This is a genomic window from Leptospira ainlahdjerensis (assembly GCF_016919175.1).
Taxonomy (GTDB): domain Bacteria; phylum Spirochaetota; class Leptospiria; order Leptospirales; family Leptospiraceae; genus Leptospira; species Leptospira ainlahdjerensis.
The window spans coordinates 26,312-46,773 of record NZ_JAFFPU010000034.1 but is presented as its reverse complement, the minus strand read 5'-3'; the positions used below and the strand labels follow the sequence as shown (position 1 = coordinate 46,773).

Below are 20,462 nucleotides of genomic sequence, written 5' to 3'. Positions count from 1 at the left end.
GTCATTCACCTTTTTTTTGTAGTTTCAACGAGATCGTAAAATTTCTGAAAGAGATATCGGGAATCGTTCGGCCCCGGCGCGCTTTCCGGATGATACTGAACCGTAAGTAAAGGATATCCCGATTTTAAGATTCCTTCCACGGTGTTGTCGTTCAGATTGATAAACGAAACGGGTTCTTCGATCTTATGATCGTCGATCACCGCAAAACCGTGATTTTGCGATGTGATTTCCACCTTTCCAGACGATAGACTTTGCACGGGTTGGTTTCCGCCTCTGTGTCCGAACTTCATCTTCTCGGTTTTTTTTCCGAGAGAAAGTCCGATGATCTGATGACCTAAGCAGATTCCAAAAAGGGGATATCCTTTTTCCATGATCTTCTTCGTGGCTTCAATCGCGTAATCCAAAGGTGCGGGATCTCCGGGACCATTAGAAAGAAAGAATGCATCCGTTCCTTCCTTCATAATCTCTTCCGCAGAGGTTTGGGCTGGATAAACCGTAACCGCAAATCCGGTCGCGTCGAGAAGCCGAAGGATATTCGTTTTCACTCCGTAGTCATAGACGGCGAGTTTGTATTTTTTTCCGGTATGAGTTCCGAAGATATATTTGCTTGGAGTTGTTACGACCCTTGCAAGGTCTGCGTTGATGATACCTGGAAAGGATTTCACCTTTTCTAAAAAAGAAGGAGAATATTCCGGAGCGATAAAAATCCCTCCGTTAGGAGATCCGTTGGTTCTAATAAAACGAGTTAATTTTCTTGTGTCGATTCCTTGGATTCCGGGAATCTTATATTCTTTTAAAAATTGAGAGAGAGTTTTTTGGGATTTAAAGTTGGAAGGCCGATCCACGTATTCTTTTACGATCAACCCGCTCGCTTGAATCTTGGAGGACTCCATATTGTCCGGGTGAATCCCGTAGTTTCCGATCATCGGATAGGTCAGGGTGATGATCTGATTGCAATAGGAAGGATCCGTTAGGATCTCTTGGTAGCCGGCCATGGATGTGTTGAAGACCACTTCTCCGACCGATTCCGCTTCATAACCGAAGGATTCTCCCTCGATGACCGTACCATTATCGAGTACTAAGAACGCTTTCATCTCATACAGCGTCGATAGGGGTTCAGGCATAGTCAAGGTTTTTCCCCCACAAATGCAAATCGGTTGAAAAATATGTCCGATTTTCGCGAATGGAAAAGGGGGAAACCCCAATTTAGTTCCTGGAAAATAAAAAGAATGTATAGGCTGACACTGCCCGATCAATCCGTTAAGGAAATCGCCGAAGGTTCTACCTTCCGCGACTTCATCGAAAAAGAATTACCGTTCTTAAAAAACAAAGCGCTCGCTGTACGCCTGGGCGGCACGGATATCCAGGACTTATCCCGAACGGTGACAGCGGACGCAACGATCGAAGTATTGACCTATTCCGAAAAAGACGGATGGGAAACCTTTCAACATTCTGCTGCGCACCTTTTAGGAATGGCGGTTCAAAATTTATATAAGAATGCAAATCTCACAGTCGGACCCGTGATCGAAAACGGTCCCGGATATTTTTATTACGACATCGATTTTGCGGGAACCGTTCTTACGCCGGAAGACCTTCCCAAGATCGAAGCCGAGATGGAGAAGATCGTCAAAGCGGATCATCCCGTTTGGAGAAAGGTCGTTTCAAAAAAAGAAGCGATCGAAACGTTTCAAAAACTCGGCGAAAAATATAAGATCGAAATCATCGATCAGATTCCGGGCGAAGAAGTTTCCATCTACGGAATGGGAGAATGGTTCGATCTTTGTCGCGGGCCTCACGTTCCGAATTCCGGAATCTTAAAGTCTTTTAAACTAACCGCGATCTCGGGCGCGTATTGGAAGGCGAACAAAGACAACGCGATGCTCACTCGTATCTACGGAGTCGCGTTTCCTTCCAAAAAAGAATTGGATCAGTATCTCTTTCAAATCGAAGAAGCAAAGAAAAGAGATCACAGAAAGATCGGAAAAGAAATGGATCTTTTTTCTTTTCAGAAAGAAGGTCCCGGATTTCCGTTCTGGCATCCGAAGGGAACCATTCTCTGGAACGCGCTTGCGGAATATCTCAGAGGAGAATGTAACAAAAGGGGTTATCAGGAAATCAAAACTCCCGCGGTCCTTTCTTCCGAACTCTGGAAAAAATCGGGTCACTGGGATAACTTTCACGAGAACATGTATTTCACGGACATTGACGAGGAAGACTATGCGTTGAAGCCGATGAATTGTCCGGGTTGTTCTCTCATCTACAAACACCATCTTCATTCTTATCGTGAGCTGCCTCTTCGTTTTGCCGAATTCGGAAGTGTACATCGTCACGAGTTACACGGGGTTCTTCACGGACTTTTTAGAGTGAGGGCTTTCACACAAGACGATTCTCATATCTACGCACCTCTCGAATTCTTAGAATCCGAAGTGATGGATATCATCGACTTTACGTTTACCGTATATAAGAAATTTGGATTTTCGGAATTTAAAACCTTCATCGCAACGCGACCGGAAAAATCTCAAGGAAGAGACGAGGACTGGGAATACGCAACCAACAGCCTCAAGGCTTCTCTGGAAAAAAGAGGAATCCCTTACGCGATCAAAGAAGGAGAAGGCGCTTTTTACGGACCAAAAATCGAATTCAACATCAAGGATTCTATCGGAAGACTCTGGCAGTGCGGAACCATCCAAGTGGATTTTTCCATGCCGGAAAGATTCGATCTGGATTATACAGATAGCGACGGTCAGAAAAAAAGACCGGTCATGATTCACAGAGCGATCTACGGTTCTTTGGAAAGATTCATCGGGATTTTGATCGAACACTACGAAGGAAAATTTCCTCTCTGGATTTCCCCAAACCAGGTAAGAATTTTGACGGTCACTGAAAAGGTAACCGACTACGCAAAAGAAGTCTATCGTGAGTTAGTCGATGCGGGGATCCGAGTAGAATTGGATACGAGAAACGAAAAGATCGGCGCTAAGATTCGAGATTCTATTTTGAAAAAAGCGAACTATCTCCTTGTATTGGGAGAAAAGGAATTGGAATCCGGAACGATCGCGGTTCGGAAACTCGGCCAGGAAGAAACGAAAACTCTCACTCGTTCCGGTTTTATCTCCAATCTCTTAGAGGAAATCAAGGCGAGCTGAAGTTTTCGAGAAGCCGGAAAAAAAGGCCTAACGTTCGGCGACCGATAGAAAGACGATTTTCCCTAAAACTTGCTCGGTATCACTTTTCCCAAAGGGATCGGGCTTCCCGGACGCGCTATCCGGGAAGTTTCAGTTTGAGAGATTCGAAATTTCGGAACAATTTCGATTTTTTTGTGAAAGGGAAAACGTGTGAGTTCCTACTTTTTCGGAAGTCCTTCGGTTTCCCTAAAAAAATTCTGATTTCGATAAGAGTAGGAACTCACACGTTTCCGGAAGCCCAAGTTTCCCGGTTCTTTGAATTTTCCCTCCAAACCGAAATGTAGGAACTCACACGTTTCTACATTTCGGGAGAAGGCGTTGGTCTATGGACGTTCTTCCGAAAAATTTGCTTGTGGGAACTCCCAACATCCTCGATTCTAAAGGGAAATTCCTTTGGAACTTTGAGAAACTAAAAAAACGGACGTTCTGATCGCGAAAGCCTCTTCTGCAAGACGGAACTTCACGAGAGAAATCGAGAATTCCCATGAGAACCATGTCTTCCGTAAAATCAGCTTGAAATAAAGGCCGATTCTCCCGAAATAGAGTCAAAAATCGCTTGAAAACAGGCCTAAGAATAAAATCTTGGAAATCTAGCCGGAGAATGAATGCAGAGGAAACCGAGTCAAAAGTCAGCAACTGATAAGCTTTTCAATCATAGGATAAATGAGAAGATCACTGGTGTATCCAGAGTCCGTTTGGTTTCGGATGACGGAGTTGAAATCGTCACTTTCGATGAGGCGCTTCGAAAAGCACGGGAAGAAAATTTAGATCTCGTGGAAGTCTCCGGAGATCAAGAAGTTCATGTTTGCAAGATCATCGACTATGGTAAGTATAAATTCGAGTTACTCAAAAAGAGTAAAGAAGCTAAGAAAAAACAACACGTAATCAACGTAAAAGAAATTAAGATTCGTCCTCGGATCGAAAGCCATGATTACGATATCAAAAAGAAACATGCACAAGAGTTTCTTAGCAAGGGAGACAAAGTAAAAGTGAGTCTCCGATTTCGTGGAAGGGAGATGATGCACTCCGACCTCGGGATGAAAGTTGTTTATAGAATGGTAGAAGATCTGAAAGAATTCGGGGCCGCGGAAAGAGACCCGATTCAAGACGGAAAACAGATCGTTGTAATTATTAATCCGAAATAAGCTCCTAAAATAGGACCTAAAAGGTAGAGAAGATGCCAAAGTTGAAAACGAACAGAGCCGCTGCAAAGCGTTTCAAGTTCACAAAGAACAACAAAATCAAACGCAAGAGTATGAATACCCGTCACATCTTGACCAAAAAAGGACCGAAGAGAAGAAGACGTCTTCGCGGTTTGACTCTGGTCAACAATTCTGACTGGAAATCCATCGTCAGATTAATGCCTTACGGAGTGAGATAATGCCTAGAGCAGTCAACGGAACAATCCACAAAAATAGAAGAAGAAGAGTCCTGAAAGACGCCAAAGGATTCCGCGGAGCTCGTTCTAAACTTTATAGAACGGCAAAAAGTGCGGTAATGAAAGCGGGCCAGTGGGCTTATCGCGACCGCAAGGCGAAGAAAAGAGATTTTCGTAAACTCTGGATTATCAGAATTAACGCAGCAGCAAGAGAAAATGGTTTGTCTTATTCCGTATTCATGAATTCCCTAAAGAAACTGGGAATTGACATGAATCGCAAGTCCCTTGCAGAGCTGGCTTTTAGCGACCGGGAAGTTTTTAACGCCCTGGTTGAAAAAATCAAAGTAGCCGGATAATCAATCCTGCTTGACCAGAATCGTCGGCCCTGTAAGTTTACAGGGCTTTTTCTGTTTTCAGAGAACGTTTTTTAAGGAGAATCAGCTATGCTCACTATGGAGACCATTGAAGAATTAGAAAGCAAGGTCATAAAAGCCCTAGAACTCATCAGTGACCTTCGCGCTGAAAATGGTCGCTTAGAATCTGAAAACGAAACTCTGCGTGCAGAAAATGACCAGATGAAACTGGCGATGGAAGAAAAGGAAAAAGAACTTTCCTCTCTCCGTGCACAACTTCAAAAAACTACTACCGAACTGAGCGAACTCAAAGAAAGAGAACAAAAACTCGAAGGAAAGATCAATCAGCTCTTGGGTAGATTGGATTCTATCCCTGCGAGCGGAGGAGCGACCGCTTCTTCCGCATCCGCATCCGGACCTTCTGCTTCCGGCGCGGCTCCTATTGCTGCAGCAGCCGCAACTGCGGCTACGACGTCTAACGTTGTCAAAGAAACCGCCTCCGCAGAAGACGAATTTGGCGAAGACGACGAAATCATTCTTTTGGATGAAGAAGACGACGATATTTCTCTCATTACCGAAGCTCCTGAAAAGGATGAAGACATTATCGAAATCTCCGAAGAGGATGAAGAAGCGGTGGAAGACTTTTCTCCGCTCGCGTCCGGGGACGATGACGATGATATTATAATTGAAGATGACGACGACGCGATCAGTGTTTTTGACGCGGACGAAGACGATGATTTTCTCATCATCGAAGACGATCCTAAATCCTGAGTTGGTCGATGGAGCCCCGTAGGGTAAAAGTCAGAATCCTCGGTGAGGAATATACGATCTTAGGAGAAACAGGCGAGGATTATATTCAAAACCTCGCCGATCAAGTTGATCGAAAGCTCAGAGAACTGGGAGCGGGGATGCCCGGCGCCTCCCGGCAAAAGTTAGCCATTTTAGCCGCGCTCAACTTCGCAGACGAACTCCAACAAGTGAAAGAAACTAAGACCGATTCTTCTTTTCCTGTTACTAAGGGGACTGGAGAAATCGAAGAAAAAACCCGCAAGCTGATTACTATGTTGGAAGAAGGAATCATCGGAGATCTTTGATGGATCCCCTTTGTTAGAAAATAGATTCCTTAGAAAATTCCCCTTTGAAACTACAATCCCGAAACGCACTCCGAACACTTCTTACCCTTTTGAAAGATAGGGAGGAGAAAGACCGCGAAATCCTTCGTATGCTCAAGGAAGTAACGGCCGACGCCAAAAAAATCATCGCGTATTCTCCGGACAAATGGGAAGTCAAGGTGGATCCCGCTGTTCTCGGATGGAATTCTCCCGATAAGGAAATTTATTTCCCAAAGATGTTGGACCAAAAATTGGAGTTCCTACTACCGGAAACCTGGGAATCGGGGCCTTTTGGAATTTCGGAACCGATCGGTACGAAGACATTGGATTTCCACGAAGCGGAGTGGATTGTCGTACCTGCCTTGGGTTACGATGATCTTGGATATCGTCTTGGACGCGGCGCGGGCTTTTATGATAGAACCCTCTTTGCAGTAAATCCGAGCAAATTGATCGGACTTACATACGAGGAACTCTTTCCGGCGCACTTTGACAAAGAGAAGCACGACATAAGGGTAGGCCGAGTCATAACGGAGAAAAAAATCTATCAAATCGTCTGAAAAAGCGGTAAAATACTGTCTATTTCCAAATACGGTGAAGAATTTTTAGGTTTAGAGAATTCGTTCTTTCGAAATTTCTTGAAAAACAAATCGCACTCTGTTTTATATATTGATCCTGGATTTTGCATGGAGAAACCATCTGGTAAATAATCATGGCCTCATTTGATAACCGACAATACCTCGAATCCTTGGAAGCGGAAAAAACCACCGAGTCTCAAAAAGAATATTTAACCTTTATCGTAGAACAGGAGATTTTCGGAATCGATATTCTAAAGATTCACGAGATCTTAAAACCGGTTCCGATCACAAGAATTCCCAATGGAGAGGATTATATTTTGGGAGTGATTAATCTTAGGGGAGAGATCATTCCGATATTAGATCTGAAACAAGTTTTTGGAATCGGTTACAGCGAAATCATTCCTTCGACTCGGATCATCGTCGTCGTACACGAAGAAAAACGCGCGGGAATTCTCGTAGATACAGTGAAACAAGTAGTCAAGATTCAACAGGATAAGATCAGTCAGGCGACCGACGACCTGACCCTCAATTACAGCTCTTTGATCGAATCCGTCAGTCAAGCTGACAACACTCTGATACTCAATTTGAATCTATCGGTCCTGATCCACTTTGAACAGGAGACAAATTAATGGCCGGAATTCTCGGAGAATACACGGAACTCTTTTTAGAAGAATCCGAAGATCAGATCGAGGAGTTGAACGCAAATCTCCTCAGACTCGAAGCCGATCACAAAAATCTTTCGATCATCAACGATATCTTTCGTGCGGCTCACTCCTTAAAAAGTTCAGCGGCTTTCGTCGGTCTTTATAATCTTTCCGATCTTTCCCATAAAATGGAGAATCTTCTTCAACTCGCGAGAGATGGAAAAATTGACGTTAAACTTCCTTTAGTAAATCTCCTCTTTCAATGTTTTGATCTGATCAAGTTCGTGATTCGAAACGTAGCCGAAGGAAAAAAAATCGATACTCCGTTTACGGAGATGATTCAAAAATTGGACGTCTACGAAAAAGATCCCGCTTCTTTTACCGGAGTCGGAAAAACTCCCGCGACTCCTCCGCCTCCCGTGGAAACAAAAGTGGCCGCGCCGATTCCGGAAACTTCTCCTTCCGTTGCAGCTCCGACGTTAACTCCCGCTCCAGTCGCGGCTCCGACTTCGGCACCCGCAAACGGAACAAAAGGTAATTCTTCCAACACTCTGGACGTTCTGTTGGAAGCCGAAGAAGCAAAAGAACTCGAAGAGGAAATTCGCAAGGCCGGAAAATGTCTGAAAATCTCCGTGACCTTGGGAAAAGATTCTCCGATGAAAGGGCTTCGTTTTTCTTTGATTCTCCAGAACTTAAAAAATCTCGGAGTCGTTTTTAAATCGATTCCGGATCTCGAAGAATTGGAAAAGGGAGTCGACGTTACTTCGATCGCACTTTTATTCTTATCCTCGGAATCGATCGAACAGATTCGTCACGCCGCAAACGTGGACATGGTGGAATTTCTTGACGTCCAAGAATACGTGCCCGTCGTTCAGGAAGAAACCGCAGTTTCGAGTTTCAAAATGGACGACGATATGGCCGCGTCGGAGTCCAGGGTTACATTAAAAAGTATTAAAGTATCTTCGGATAAACTGGATCAACTCATGAACAACGTGGGAGAGTTAATCATTACAAACTCCGGTTTTCAAAGAATCTACGACGACCTGGTTCGTATCTTCGGTGAAGATCAGTTGTTCAGCGATCTCAAATCCAGAATCGATCTGATCAACCGCATTTCCAAAGAACTTCAATCGGGAATCATGAACATTCGTATGGTTCAGATCTCTACCGTTTTTAGAAGATTTTCCAGACTGGTCCGGGATCTTTCTCTGGAGACCGGTAAAAAGGTTAACTTGGTTCTGAACGGAGAATCCACCGAACTCGACAAAAAAGTCATCGACGCGTTAGGCGAGCCTTTGCTCCACCTTCTTCGTAACTCCGTGGATCACGGAATCGAAACTCCCGCAGAACGATTGGCCGCCGGTAAATCCGAAGTTGGTACGGTGGAACTCAATGCCTACCAAGGTGGAAGTAATATTATGGTCGAAATCCGCGACGACGGACGCGGTCTTGACTCCGACAAAATTCTTCGCAAGGCGATCGAGAAGGGACTGATCGGTGCGACCGAAGCCGGCAATCTTACGGAACAGGATATCTTTCAGTTTATCTTCCAGGCCGGATTCTCCACTGCGGATAAGATCACGGACATCTCCGGTCGCGGCGTCGGTATGAACGTCGTCAATAATCTCATTCAAGAATTCAAAGGTAAAATTCTGATCAACAGTACGAAGGGGCAGGGGACTTCTTTCGTTCTTTCCTTCCCGCAAGCGCTCGCGATCATTCCTTCTATCCTCGTTCTTATGGAAGAAGAAGTGTACGCGTTTCCTCTTTCCGAAGTCAACGAGACGATCAAAATTCACAACGACCAGATTACGACCCTCGAAGGAAACGAAATCATCAACCTTCGCGGTGAAGTCCTCCCGATCTACAGACTCAATCGAATCATCGGACTTCAGGATAAAACCGATCGGGATGAATTTCCCGTCGTCATCGTCCAATACAAGGGTAGAAAGCTCGGCTTTATGGTCGACGAACTCGTGGGCAAACACGAGACCGTTATCAAATCTCTCGAGAAGAATTTTAAGAACGTCCACGGTCTTACGGGCGCTTCCATCATGGGAGACGGAACGATCATCATGGTCCTAGATATTCCGGGAATCGTGGAAATCGCTTCCGAACTCGAAGACTCGGACGCGGTCGTTCACTACCATCTCGAGACGATGCAAAGAATCAGTTCGATTCATTCCGCGGATCGGGAAGAAGAACTTTATATTCAAAAAACGACGAATCCTACGAACGTCTACAATCACAAACTTCACGAGATTACGAATCGGGAACGTCTGAAAAAGAAAAAGACGGAACGAAATCGGGACACAAAACGAATCGTCGTTGATAAGGAAGAAGTCTACAGAGAAGAGAAGGAGTTGGCTGCCGCTCTGAGCGTGGAAATGAAAGCTCCGATCGAAAGACAGATCCCCCCTTCGAACAATCCGGATTCTCCCGTTACTCCTGTGGCTCCGACGCCTCCTACAATTACTTCGTATTCTTCCGATCCTCCTTCCGCTCCGAAAAAGCCGTTCGTTTCCTCGGAAGAAGAATACCGTTCTCATATCACGGACATCGCCCTCGATCAGTCTGCGAGCGAAGAAGAACAAAAACGCGCGAAGGCGATCATCGACAGTTTTTTAACTCAGAAAAAAGAAAGAACGATGTCGGTCGCGCCTTCCAATGATTTCAAAGGCGCGCTTTCTAAAGAAGAACTCAAAAAATTGGAGAATGTGGTCAATACCGGGATGATGAACGCCGGTATGGTCCTTTCCCAACTTCTCAAAAAGAACATCGATCTTTTTATTCCTGAAATCATCATGAACGATCGGGACGGCCTCGCGGAAGAAATTCGTTTTTCAGAAGATCATTTCTACGGTTTAAAAATCCGTATGAACGGCGATCTCAACGGAAACCTTCTTATGATGTTCTCCCGTGAAAACGCGGGCAATCTCGCCAGAGAACTCCTCGGCAAAGAACCGATTCCGGGGGAAGGTTTGAACGACGACTCCAAGTCCGTTTTGAGCGAGATTTCGAACATCGTCTGTTCTTCCGTTATGAACTCGATCTCAAACAAAGCAAAGGCCACCGTTATGCCTTCGGTTCCCGAATTTTTAGAAGGAACTTTTATGCAGGTCCTGGACGTCGTAAAACCGGAAAGAACGAAATTCTTAAGTATGCTTACCGAGTTCAATCACGAGGGGAATGATCTTTTGGGAGTTCTTCTCTTCCTTCCGGACTTTGACGAACTGATCCAGTTGCTTCCGAGGTTCTGATTCAAATGATACCAAGCCCGGTTCGCGCGGTCATTGTGGATGATTCTCTTTTGGTGAGGAACATCATCTCCGATCAGATCCAAAAAGATTCTAAGATTTCGGTTGTCGCTACGGGAAAAACCGGAGTGGATTGTATCGAACTCGCACAAAAACTAAATCCCGATATCATCATCCTCGACGTCGAAATGCCCGTTATGGACGGACTTACGGCCTTGAGCGAACTTCAAAAAAAGAAGATCGGAATTCCGGTGATTATGCTTTCGGTTCTGACTCAGCACGGAGCCGAAGCCACATTCAAAGCTCTTGAATACGGAGCCATCGACTTCGTTTCCAAACCTTCGAGTGCGTTTCAATTCGATCCGGAAGAAATCGGAAACATTCTCAAAGCAAAAATTCTCGCGTATTTTGAAAGTAAGGTTCAAGTTCCTTCTCACGCGGGAATCAAAAAAGTTCCAGTCACCGTTTTGCCTTCCGGCGGAGTCGCCGGAAAAAAAACTCCTGTGCAAGCCATCTGTATCGGCACTTCCACCGGCGGTCCTCGCGCTCTTCAGGAAGTGTTTTCAAGAATCCCCGCCGATATTTCTCTTCCCATTCTTGTCGTTCAACACATGCCCGCGGGTTTTACAAAAGCATTTGCGATGCGACTCAACGATCACTCAAAGATCAAAGTGAAAGAAGCGGAAGACGGAGAAGCGATCGAAGCCGGAACCGGTTATGTTGCACCGGGAGACGCGCATCTTTCGATTCAATCTCGCGCCGGGAGGAAATGGATTGCCCTGAACAGGGAAGCTCCTGTAAATGGACACAGACCTTCCATTGAAGTTCTCCTAAACAGCGCGGTAGAAGAATATAAGAGCGGCCTCATCGGTGTGATCATGACCGGAATGGGCAAGGACGGCTCGGCGGCTATGGTGAAAGTCCGAGAAGCCGGCGGTTCTACGATCGCGCAGGACGAACAAACTTCCGTAATTTATGGAATGAACCGTCAGGCCGTTGAAATGGGAGGCGTCGAATATATCGAGCCTGTTACTGAAATCATCAATAGGATCCAAATCATTTTGAAAGAGAGAGGAATTTAATATGGCCAGAATTCTCGTTGTGGATGATGCCAAATTCATGAGAACCATGGTAAAGGATGCGCTCACCCAAACAGGTCACGAGATCGTTGGGGAAGCTGAAAACGGAAATATTGCAGTCGAGCAGTATAAGACTTTAAAACCGGACTTAGTAACGATGGACATTACCATGCGTGAAAAAGACGGAATCGAAGCCGCTCAGGAAATATTCAAGTTGGATGCAAAAGCGAGAATCATCATGGTTACCGCACTCGGACAAGAAGACCTTTTAGCCAAAGCCATTAAGATGGGAGTAAAGGACTTCGTTGTAAAACCGTTTTCACCCGAAAGACTTCAGCAGGCGGCGGACAAAGCTCTCAATTCCTAAGGAACTGTCTTTGAATGGAGAATGAAGAATCCGGTAAGTCCTTTGTAGTTCAATGGAACAATTCCGAGGGAGGTTTGTCAGAAGGTCCTCTGTCAGTCCTTTGGAATTTGATTGAAAGTTACAAAGTGGACATCTTTGATGTTTCTCTCTCTCGCATCACCCGGGATTTTTTAAGCTTCCTGCGAATTTCAGAGACTCTTTCCTTGGAACTCAGCGCGGAATACGCGCTGATGGCGGCCAATCTGATCTATCTTAAATCCAAGGCGCTTTTGCCGGATCCTGGATTTGAAGAAGAAGACTACGAACCTCCACTTCCTCCCGAACTTGTAGAAAAACTTTTAGAACATAAAAAATTCCAACTCACTGCCAAAAGACTTTCGGACATCGATCTGACTCAGGCCGGAGTTTTTAGAAGAGAATCGAACGTTACGCTGGATGACGACGAGAATTGGCTCGACGTTTCTCTTTTGGAATTGATTTCCGCATTCAACGAAATCTTAGAATCGAAAGTGGACGACGCGGAAATTCCCGCACTCCTGACGACTCCTCATCGATTTACCGTTGAAGAAAAAATGGAAAAAATTCTCGCTTCCCTTCGTGAAAAAAAGGAAGTCTCTTTCCCGGAATTATTCGAGAAGGAACATCCGGAAAAAGCAGAAATCGTTGCCACTTTTCTGGCATTGCTGGAACTAAGTAAGCAGAGGATTCTCCGGGCAAGGCAACATAAGCTTTTCGGTGAAATCCGTTTATTTCTGATAGAGGGACAGTGGAACGGGACAGAGCAACACTCAAAGGATTGATTGAAGCATTACTTTTTGTTTCCGGTGAACCTTTAAAACTGGCGAGCGTCGCCAAGTCAGCAGGAATCGAAAAAACGGAAGCCAGAGAAATCCTAGACGAACTCGTTTTGGATTATTCCGAAAAGAACGGCGGTTTTCTTTTGAAAGAAATCGGTGGCGCCTATCAGTTCGTGACCAACGAAAACTTTTCCGAAATCCTCGGAAACATCTTCAAAGAAAAAAGAAGAGAACAACTTTCCCGCTCCAGTTTGGATACTCTCGCCATCATCGCATACAAACAACCGATCACACTTCCTGAGATCGACGAGATCCGAGGAGTTTCTTCTCGGGCTATGGTAACTTCCCTCATTTCCAAAAAACTCATCAAACCGATCGGTAACAAAGAAGTCCCCGGAAGACCGGCGCTCTACGGAACCACGAAAGAATTCTTGATTCATTTTGGATTGAATAAACTATCGGATCTTCCGGCTCCTGTGGAAGTCAAAGAGCTGAAATTCGAAAACTTGGATGATCTACTCGAAAATGAGTGACCTGGATCAAAAACTAAAAACCTTTCGGGATCAGATCGATTCCTTAGACAAAGAGATCGTAAAGGCGATCCAAACCCGGGCGGAATTTGCGTCCAAGATCGGCGAGATCAAAAAAGAGAGAAACGAACCCGTCTTTCGTCCCGATCGTGAAAAAGAAGTTTATGAAAAGGTAAGGTCCCTGAGCGAAGGGCCGCTTCCGGACAAGGTTCTTGTCGCGATCTATCGCGAGATCATGTCCGGTTCCATCTCGGTTGAGAAGGGATTGGAGGTCGGATATCTCGGACCTGCGGGTTCTTTTTCGAACCAAGCGGTGCGGACTCGTTTTGGAGCTTCGATCAAGGCTTTAGAATTCAATTCGATTCCCGACGTCTTTCGCGCGGTGGAAACCGATAAGATCGACTACGGAGTGGTTCCTGTGGAAAATTCGAGCGAGGGTCTTGTCAATTCCACGCTCGATCAGTTTTTGGTTTCAGACCTTCTCATCTACTCGGAACATTATTTAAGAATCAGCATCAGCCTTCTCGGATTCGAACACGATCTTTCCAAAATCAAAACTCTCTATGGAATCAAGATCGCAAACTCTCAGTGTAAGAACTGGATCGCCGCAAATCTTCCTCACGTGGAAATTGTGGAAACTTCTTCAACTGCAAAAGCCGCACAGATCGTCGCCGAAAAAAAAGAAGGATGCGCCGCAATCGCGTCCTCGATCGCCGCGGAAATCTACGGCCTCAGTTTGATTCGAGAATCCATAGAGGATCTCGCGGACAACACGACTCGCTTTTTGATCATCGGAAAAAATCAGTGTCCCCCGACAGGAAACGACAAAACATCCGTTGTATTTTCTTGTCCCGATAAGCCGGGAGCTTTGTACCGTGTTTTAAAACCTTTCTTTGATCATCAGCTGAATTTGACTAAGATAGAATCCAGACCTACGAGAAGAAATTCTTGGGAATACAATTTCTTTATCGATTTTAACGGTCATCAAAAAGACGAATCCATTCAAAAAGTTCTTTCGAGTCTGAAGGAAAATACCATCTTTCTAAGGGTGCTCGGTTCGTATCCGATGTCTCCTCAAATCCTGTGAAAACAGAATATTCTAATATTCTTATCTACGGTTTGGGACTAATGGGCGCCTCTCTGTCTCTGGCCCTCAAAAAAAAAGGAGTCACCGCCCGCATAACAGGCGTAGTCAGCTCTCTCAAAAGCAAAAAACTGGGGGAGCTCCTGAAATCCGCAGATACTGTTTTGACTTCGGAAGAGTTTCATTCTTCCAAACAATGGAAAGATTACGATTTTATCATATTCGGAGTTCCGGTCGATCTTACGGTAAAGTTGATCTCCGAACTTCCTCTGGATTATTCCGGAATTATTACCGACGTCGGATCGACAAAAAAAGAAATCATCCACGCTGTGGAAGCGCGTTTTCAAAGTTCCCATAATTATGTTTCCTCGCATCCCATGTGCGGATCGGAAGAATCAGGACTCGAGTCGGCCAACGTTTCGCTCTACGAAGGAAGACTTTGTATTCTTACTTCTCCCAAAAATGCAAGACCAGATACTAAAGAAAACCTGGAGTATTTTTGGAGGTCGATCGGAATGGATGTGATTGAAATTCCTGCGGTCGAGCACGATTCGATTCTTTCCTATTTATCCCATTCTCCCCATATACTTTCTTCGATCATGGCGGATTGGGCGGCCAATCAGAAGATCGTAAAACAATACACCGATCTTTCTCCGATTCCGTTGAACGGGGGAGGGTTTCGCGATATGACGAGGATTGCGGGTTCCAATCCGACAATGTGGGCGGCCATTTTTAATTCCAATCAGGAAGAGATCTATCGTTCCCTTTTGGATTTTCGCGATCGACTCGATATTATATTAGAAAAATTGAATCCAAAAAACACATTGAATCCGCAGGAATGGGAAAAGTTTATGGAAACCTCCCGCAAATCCAGAGATTATATTTTGAAGAACCAGGATGATTCCAAGAAACACTAAACTCAAGTCCAAGGATATACAAGTTCCCGGAGACAAATCCCTTTCCCATCGTTCCGTCTTGTTCGCGGCCCTTTCCAAGGGGAAATCCAAGGTCACCGGTTTTTTAGAAGCGGAAGATCCTTTGAATACGATGGCCGCGTTCACAAAACTCGGATTGAAATCGCAAAAAATTGCACCCGGAGAATACGAGTTTGAAAGTCCAGGAAAGGATAAGCTTGTTTCGCCTAACGTGGAATTGGACTTCGGAAACGCGGGAACGGGAATTCGTCTTTCCGCGGGTTTGATCTGCGGCCTCCCCGGTGTGAACGCGGTTTTGACGGGAGACGATTCCCTAAAAAAACGTCCTATGGGAAGAATCATCAAACCTCTCACTGCGATGGGCGCCTCCATCGTCGGACTCGGAGAAAAAGAAACCGCGCCCCTCAAAATCCAGGGAAAAAAACTCGCTTCCTTTCGATACGAAAGTCCGATCGCAAGCGCGCAGATCAAATCCTGTCTGATGCTCGCGGCGATTGCATCTGAAACGGAATTGGAATATTCAGAAAACATACTATCTCGAGACCACACGGAAAATATGTTTCGGTTTCTGGGAAACAAGATCGAATACCTTTCTTCACTCCATTTTAAAATTTCCCCTCCGTATTTTTTGAACGGGGGAGAATTTAAGGTGCCGGGAGATATTTCCTCTGCCGCGTTCTTTTTAGTCCTAGGGGTTTTGGCAAAAGAAGGAACTCTTTTGATTCAAAATATCGGGCTCAATCCTGCGAGGACCGGGATCTTGACCGCGCTCAAGCTGATGGGCGCAAAAATAGAAATCGAAAATCAAAGAATCGAATGCGGGGAACCGGTAGGCGATCTGAGAACCTATCCGTCTACTTTAAGAAAAGCGAATATTCCGGAAGAGTTGATCCCTTCGATCATCGACGAAATCCCGATCCTTTCGGTCGCGGGTCTTTTTGCGGAAGGAGGTTTTGAAATTCGTCACGCGGAAGAATTGCGAGCAAAGGAATCGGACCGAATTCATACGATGGTTTCCAATTTCCGTTCGCTCGGAATCGAAGTGGAAGAATTTCCGGACGGATACGCGTTAGACGGAACCTCCAAGAAATCACACGAGGTTTGGAATACATTGTCGTCCGGAAAAAAAGTTCCCATTTTTTCCTTTATGGATCATAGGATCGCGATGAGTTTTCTGATCTTAAAAGCTCTTTCCGGATTTGCTCTGGAGATCGACGAAACCTCCTGGATCGAAACTTCCTTTCCCGGATTTGAAGCCTTACTGAAAGGATGTCTGTATGAATGAAAATGTAATCGCACTCGACGGGCCCGCCGGTTCCGGAAAAAGCACCGTCGCCAGACAAATCGCCGAAAAGATCGGATTTAACTACTTAGATACCGGCGCCTTTTACCGCGCGCTCACACTTTATTTGGTTCGTCTCCACGAAAAGACGCCTAACGCCGGAGAATTCTCCGAATGGGTGAAAACGAATGAGGCCGAAACTTCGATCTCTCACGCGCATATTCTCTGTGAATTCTCTGCAGGAAACGAAAATCGAATTCTGTTAAACGGAGAAGATGTTTCTCTTGCAATCCGAACTCCGGAAATCACGAGAGAAATCAAACATATCGCGAACAAACGGATCTATCGGGATTTTGTGAACAAGGAACTCCATTCTCTAGCAAAACTTCATAAACTTCTCATGGATGGAAGAGATATCGGGACCGAAGTTTTTCCGGACGCAAAGTTTAAATTCTATCTTACCGCTTCTTCGAAAGTTCGCGCCGAAAGAAGAACTCTTCAATTGAAAGAACAGGGAATTTCCGCAGATCAAAATGAGATCGAAAGAGAGATCATTCTTCGTGATAAATCGGATATGGAAAGGGATATCGCGCCTCTCTATCAGGCAAAGGACGCAATCCTGATTGACACTGATATACTCTCCAAAAATAGTGTAATTAGCAAGATCCTCGAGATTCTGGATCGATGACCCCCGACATCCAGCGGATCCCAGACTACCATTTTAGCCGAGTAACCTACGCCCCATGACAAACAAGGAAGAGAAGTCCACTTTTGCAGAAGTATTCAAACAGTGGGAACAATCAATACACGAAGAACCGGAACTCCGGAAAGATCAAGTCGTTGAAGGAAAAATCGTCTCTGTAGACAACGACTACGTTTATGTGGCAATCGAAGGGCTCAAACAAGAAGGCCGTATTCCAAGAGGAGATTTCGATGAAACTCCGGAACGCGGAAATTATGTCTCTGCAATCGTAAAAAGAAAGGAATCTCAGGATTCCGGATGCATTCTTTCTAAGAAAGAAGCCGACCAAAGAAAGGGTTGGGAAATCGTCAAAGAAGCTTTTAAAAACAGCTATCAAGTTACCGGCCGTTTGGTAAACGAAATCAAAGGCAAAGGTTATATCGTTAACGTGGAAGGTGTGGATCTTTTTCTTCCCGCTTCTCAACTCAGCTATAAATTCAAAGAAGGGGAAACCTTCAAAAATAAGGAACTTGAGTTCAAAATCATCGAACTCAACGACCGCACTCGTTCCGGGGTAGTCTCCAGAAAAAAACTTCTGGATGAAGTGAACGAGGAAAAATGGGACGCTCTTCTTCTCAAACTCAAAGTAGGCGATAAAGTTACTTCCACCGTAAGCAAGATCGCTTCTTTCGGAGTTTTCTGCGAAGTGGACGGAGTTACCGGACTTCTTCGTCAGAGAGATATCTCTTACAAAAAATATGCACCGTTCAAACAATACTTTCAGATCGGACAAGAAGTGGAACTCGTCGTTCTCGAACTAGACAAGGAAAACAACAAACTCGCGTTAGGTCTGAAACAACTCTACGAAGACCCTTGGGTCTGGGCGGAACGTTCTTTGGAAAAAGAAATGGTCATCCGCGGAACCGTAACTTCTCTTACGAAGTTCGGAGCGTTCGTAGAATTGAAAGAAGGTTTAGAAGGTCTGATTCACACATCGGAACTTGCATGGGCTAAAAAACCTCCTCAACCAAAAGACATCTTAAAAAAAGGTCAAGAAGTGGAAGCTCTGGTTTTGGACATCGATTTCAAAAACAGAAGACTTTCTCTCGGACTAAAACAACTTCAGCCGAATCCTTGGGATCAACTCGGTCCTGAAATCCGCAGAGGAAATATCCTGGAAGGTGTGATTACCGGAATCACTAAATACGGAGCTTTCGTAGAAGTGGAAAACGGAATCGAAGGTTTGATCCATATCAGCGATATCACTTGGGACGAAAAGGCTTCCAACCCGACTTCACAACTGAAGAAAGGCGACACAGTGAAATACATGATCCTGGATGTGAACTTAGACGCACAAAGAATCTCTTGTGGTCTGAAACAACTCCTGGAAAACCCATACGAAATTTTCCGTAACGAACATCCGATCGGAACCATCGTAGAAGGAAAGATCAAATCCATCAAAGAATTCGGAATCTTTGTGGAAGTGGCTCCCGGAATCGAAGGGCTCGTTCATATCTCCGAAGTTCCAAACGGAAGAGAAACGAACATTCTGGAAGTTTACAAGCCGGATGAAATCGTAAAAACCGCAGTCATCAAAGTGGATGTGAAGAATAAGAAAATTTCTTTATCCATCAAGGATTTTGACAAAGCTCTCGAAAGAGAGGAAATGTCCAAATACCTCAAAACTTCGGATACTCCTTCTCGCGAAAGTTTGGGAAGTTTCCTAAACACTTCTCTGAGATAAGAATCCAAAGTTAAGGACCAAAGGATGAAACGGTACGAAGTCGGTCAGACCGCAAAAGAAGTCAAAGTCGATCCTTACGCGGACTTCCAAGGAAGTAAGCTCGAGCTGGTTCTGATAAAATTTTTCAGATCCGTCGCGACTCATATCAAAGAAGTTCTGATCGGGGCAGGGGTGATTCTCGCAATCGTCCTTGCGATCGTTACTTACGTTCAATACCAAGAATCCCAATTCGAGAAAGGAACCATAGCCCTCGAAGCGTTAGACAAAAAATTTCGTCTCAATCCTGCGATCGATTTGAAAGAAAAGATTCAGGCTTACGAAGAAGTTTCCTCTCAGTATTCTTCCAAAAAACTCGAACTCAGACTTGCAAAAATTCTTTCCGACCTTTATTCGAGGAACGGAGAATTTCAAAAGGCCGCAGACAAATTAGAATGGGCCGGTAAGAAGATCGACGAACCGACGGAAGTAAAGGCGTATTACTTCTATTTGGCGGGAAATCTTCGTGAGAGAGAAGGGAATCTTGTTTCCGCGGAAACGAATTACAGCACAGCCGCAAATCTCCTTGCGAACACAAGAGAGGCAAACGGCTTTTTGGCCTGGAGTTTGTATCAAACCGGAAGGCTCCAGGCGAAGAACGGTAAAAAGCCGGAGGCGATTCAATCTTTAAAAAAAGTTTTGGATCAAGAAATCAAAACCCCCGCTTCGGATTACAACACCGTAAAACAATACGCAACTTTTCTACTCGTTCAACTCAACCAGAAAGGCTAATGCTTACACTGGCCCTGCCAAAAGGAAGACTCGCTGAGGAGAGCATCGATCTGATGATCTCCAGAGGCTGGCTTTCTTCCAAACCCGATCCCAACTCCAAAGAACTGATTTACAATGATCCTTTAGGAAGAATCCGAATTCTTCTCGTGCGCTCGCAAGACGTGGCGACTTACGTGGAACAATGTGCCGCGGACGCGGGTATCAGCGGCTGGGACGTCTTAAAAGAAGGCGGCTACGACCTCGCAACACCTTTGGATTTGAAAATCGGAAAGTGCAGACTCTCTCTTGCGGCGCCTGAGGGTTTTACCTTGGAAGCCCGTCATCGGAAAATTCGCGTCGCAACCAAGTATCCAAACTTAGCCAGAGAATTTTTCTTTCACAAAGGGTTGTCCTGTGAGATTTTCAAACTCTACGGTAGTATCGAATTGGCGCCGTTAGTCGGTCTTTCGGATTGTATCGTGGATCTTGTTTCAACGGGCGGAACTCTAAAGGCCAACGGTCTCAAGGAATTGGACATAATTTTAGAATCTTCAGCGCGACTCGTGTTCAATCGTTCTTCTCTTTACGGAAAAAGAAAGGAAGCGGTCGAATTTATGGATTCTCTTTCGAATCTTTAGAACGCAATCCGCGAAGAGGTCGTCCCGAAGCTTTTTGTTCGAGTTCGCGAACGATTTCAAAGCGTTTTTGGGA

21 protein-coding genes are annotated in these 20,462 nt (G+C 45.0%); 20 read left to right on the top strand and 1 reads right to left on the bottom strand.

Features of this window, described 5'->3' with window-relative positions; translation table 11 throughout:
* Positions 1-5: 5 nt before the first annotated feature.
* Entirely contained in the window at positions 6-1,094 is a 1,089-nt protein-coding gene (gene carA / locus JWG45_RS09760) for a glutamine-hydrolyzing carbamoyl-phosphate synthase small subunit (protein WP_205279578.1), read from the bottom strand.
* A gap of 135 nt (positions 1,095-1,229) precedes the next feature.
* On the opposite strand from carA, the gene thrS reads away from it, so the two are divergent.
* The 20 genes from thrS (at position 1,230) to hisG (ending at position 20,389) form a co-directional block, all read left to right on the top strand.
* A complete protein-coding gene (thrS, locus tag JWG45_RS09755; RefSeq protein WP_205279568.1) occupies positions 1,230-3,146 on the top strand; it encodes a threonine--tRNA ligase in 1,917 nt (638 codons plus the stop codon).
* A 644-nt stretch (positions 3,147-3,790) separates the two neighbouring features.
* Entirely contained in the window at positions 3,791-4,330 is a 540-nt protein-coding gene (gene infC / locus JWG45_RS09750) for a translation initiation factor IF-3 (protein ID WP_069606589.1), read from the top strand.
* Between the two features lie 32 nt (positions 4,331-4,362).
* Positions 4,363-4,566 (top strand): 50S ribosomal protein L35, encoded by a 204-nt coding sequence (rpmI, locus tag JWG45_RS09745; RefSeq protein WP_002765180.1) that lies wholly within the window; start codon positions 4,363-4,365, stop codon positions 4,564-4,566.
* A complete protein-coding gene (rplT, locus tag JWG45_RS09740) occupies positions 4,566-4,919 on the top strand; it encodes a 50S ribosomal protein L20 (RefSeq protein WP_069606590.1) in 354 nt (117 codons plus the stop codon). The genes rpmI and rplT overlap by 1 nt, the downstream gene beginning before the upstream one ends.
* An 87-nt stretch (positions 4,920-5,006) precedes the next feature.
* Entirely contained in the window at positions 5,007-5,687 is a 681-nt protein-coding gene (locus JWG45_RS09735) for a hypothetical protein (protein ID WP_205279567.1), read from the top strand.
* 8 nt (positions 5,688-5,695) lie between these two features.
* Positions 5,696-6,010, top strand: coding sequence for a cell division protein ZapA (locus tag JWG45_RS09730; protein ID WP_205279566.1), 315 nt, complete (start codon positions 5,696-5,698; stop codon positions 6,008-6,010).
* A 44-nt stretch (positions 6,011-6,054) separates the two neighbouring features.
* The gene (locus tag JWG45_RS09725) at positions 6,055-6,585 is read left to right on the top strand and encodes a 5-formyltetrahydrofolate cyclo-ligase (protein ID WP_205279565.1); all 531 of its coding nucleotides are present in this window, start codon (positions 6,055-6,057) and stop codon (positions 6,583-6,585) included.
* 152 nt (positions 6,586-6,737) lie between these two features.
* The gene (locus JWG45_RS09720) at positions 6,738-7,232 is read left to right on the top strand and encodes a chemotaxis protein CheW (protein WP_205279564.1); all 495 of its coding nucleotides are present in this window, start codon (positions 6,738-6,740) and stop codon (positions 7,230-7,232) included.
* Positions 7,232-10,507: a chemotaxis protein CheW gene (locus JWG45_RS09715; protein WP_205279563.1), complete on the top strand. Its 3,276-nt coding sequence runs from the start codon at positions 7,232-7,234 to the stop codon at positions 10,505-10,507. The genes JWG45_RS09720 and JWG45_RS09715 overlap by 1 nt, the downstream gene beginning before the upstream one ends.
* Before the next feature lie 5 nt (positions 10,508-10,512).
* Positions 10,513-11,586: a protein-glutamate methylesterase/protein-glutamine glutaminase gene (locus tag JWG45_RS09710; protein ID WP_205279562.1), complete on the top strand. Its 1,074-nt coding sequence runs from the start codon at positions 10,513-10,515 to the stop codon at positions 11,584-11,586.
* 1 nt (position 11,587) lies between these two features.
* Entirely contained in the window at positions 11,588-11,950 is a 363-nt protein-coding gene (locus JWG45_RS09705; protein ID WP_205275920.1) for a response regulator, read from the top strand.
* Positions 11,951-11,964: 14 nt separating this feature from the next.
* Positions 11,965-12,750, top strand: coding sequence for a segregation and condensation protein A (locus tag JWG45_RS09700; protein ID WP_205279561.1), 786 nt, complete (start codon positions 11,965-11,967; stop codon positions 12,748-12,750).
* Complete coding sequence (gene scpB, locus JWG45_RS09695) at positions 12,717-13,280, top strand: SMC-Scp complex subunit ScpB (protein WP_118969754.1); 564 nt, start codon at positions 12,717-12,719, stop codon at positions 13,278-13,280. Before JWG45_RS09700 ends, scpB begins: the two co-directional genes overlap by 34 nt.
* Entirely contained in the window at positions 13,273-14,364 is a 1,092-nt protein-coding gene (pheA, locus tag JWG45_RS09690; protein WP_205279577.1) for a prephenate dehydratase, read from the top strand. The genes scpB and pheA overlap by 8 nt, the downstream gene beginning before the upstream one ends.
* Positions 14,361-15,278 (top strand): prephenate dehydrogenase, encoded by a 918-nt coding sequence (locus JWG45_RS09685; protein ID WP_205279560.1) that lies wholly within the window; start codon positions 14,361-14,363, stop codon positions 15,276-15,278. The genes pheA and JWG45_RS09685 overlap by 4 nt, the downstream gene beginning before the upstream one ends.
* Complete coding sequence (gene aroA, locus JWG45_RS09680) at positions 15,259-16,581, top strand: 3-phosphoshikimate 1-carboxyvinyltransferase (RefSeq protein WP_205279559.1); 1,323 nt, start codon at positions 15,259-15,261, stop codon at positions 16,579-16,581. Before JWG45_RS09685 ends, aroA begins: the two co-directional genes overlap by 20 nt.
* Positions 16,574-17,266 (top strand): (d)CMP kinase, encoded by a 693-nt coding sequence (cmk, locus tag JWG45_RS09675; protein ID WP_205279558.1) that lies wholly within the window; start codon positions 16,574-16,576, stop codon positions 17,264-17,266. The genes aroA and cmk overlap by 8 nt, the downstream gene beginning before the upstream one ends.
* A 55-nt stretch (positions 17,267-17,321) precedes the next feature.
* A complete protein-coding gene (locus JWG45_RS09670; RefSeq protein WP_069606602.1) occupies positions 17,322-19,004 on the top strand; it encodes a 30S ribosomal protein S1 in 1,683 nt (560 codons plus the stop codon).
* 24 nt (positions 19,005-19,028) lie between these two features.
* A complete protein-coding gene (locus JWG45_RS09665) occupies positions 19,029-19,772 on the top strand; it encodes a YfgM family protein (RefSeq protein WP_205279557.1) in 744 nt (247 codons plus the stop codon).
* Positions 19,772-20,389 carry an ATP phosphoribosyltransferase gene (hisG, locus tag JWG45_RS09660; RefSeq protein WP_205279556.1) on the top strand — a complete coding sequence of 206 codons (618 nt, stop codon included), beginning with the start codon at positions 19,772-19,774 and terminating at the stop codon, positions 20,387-20,389. The genes JWG45_RS09665 and hisG overlap by 1 nt, the downstream gene beginning before the upstream one ends.
* Positions 20,390-20,462 lie beyond the last annotated feature (73 nt).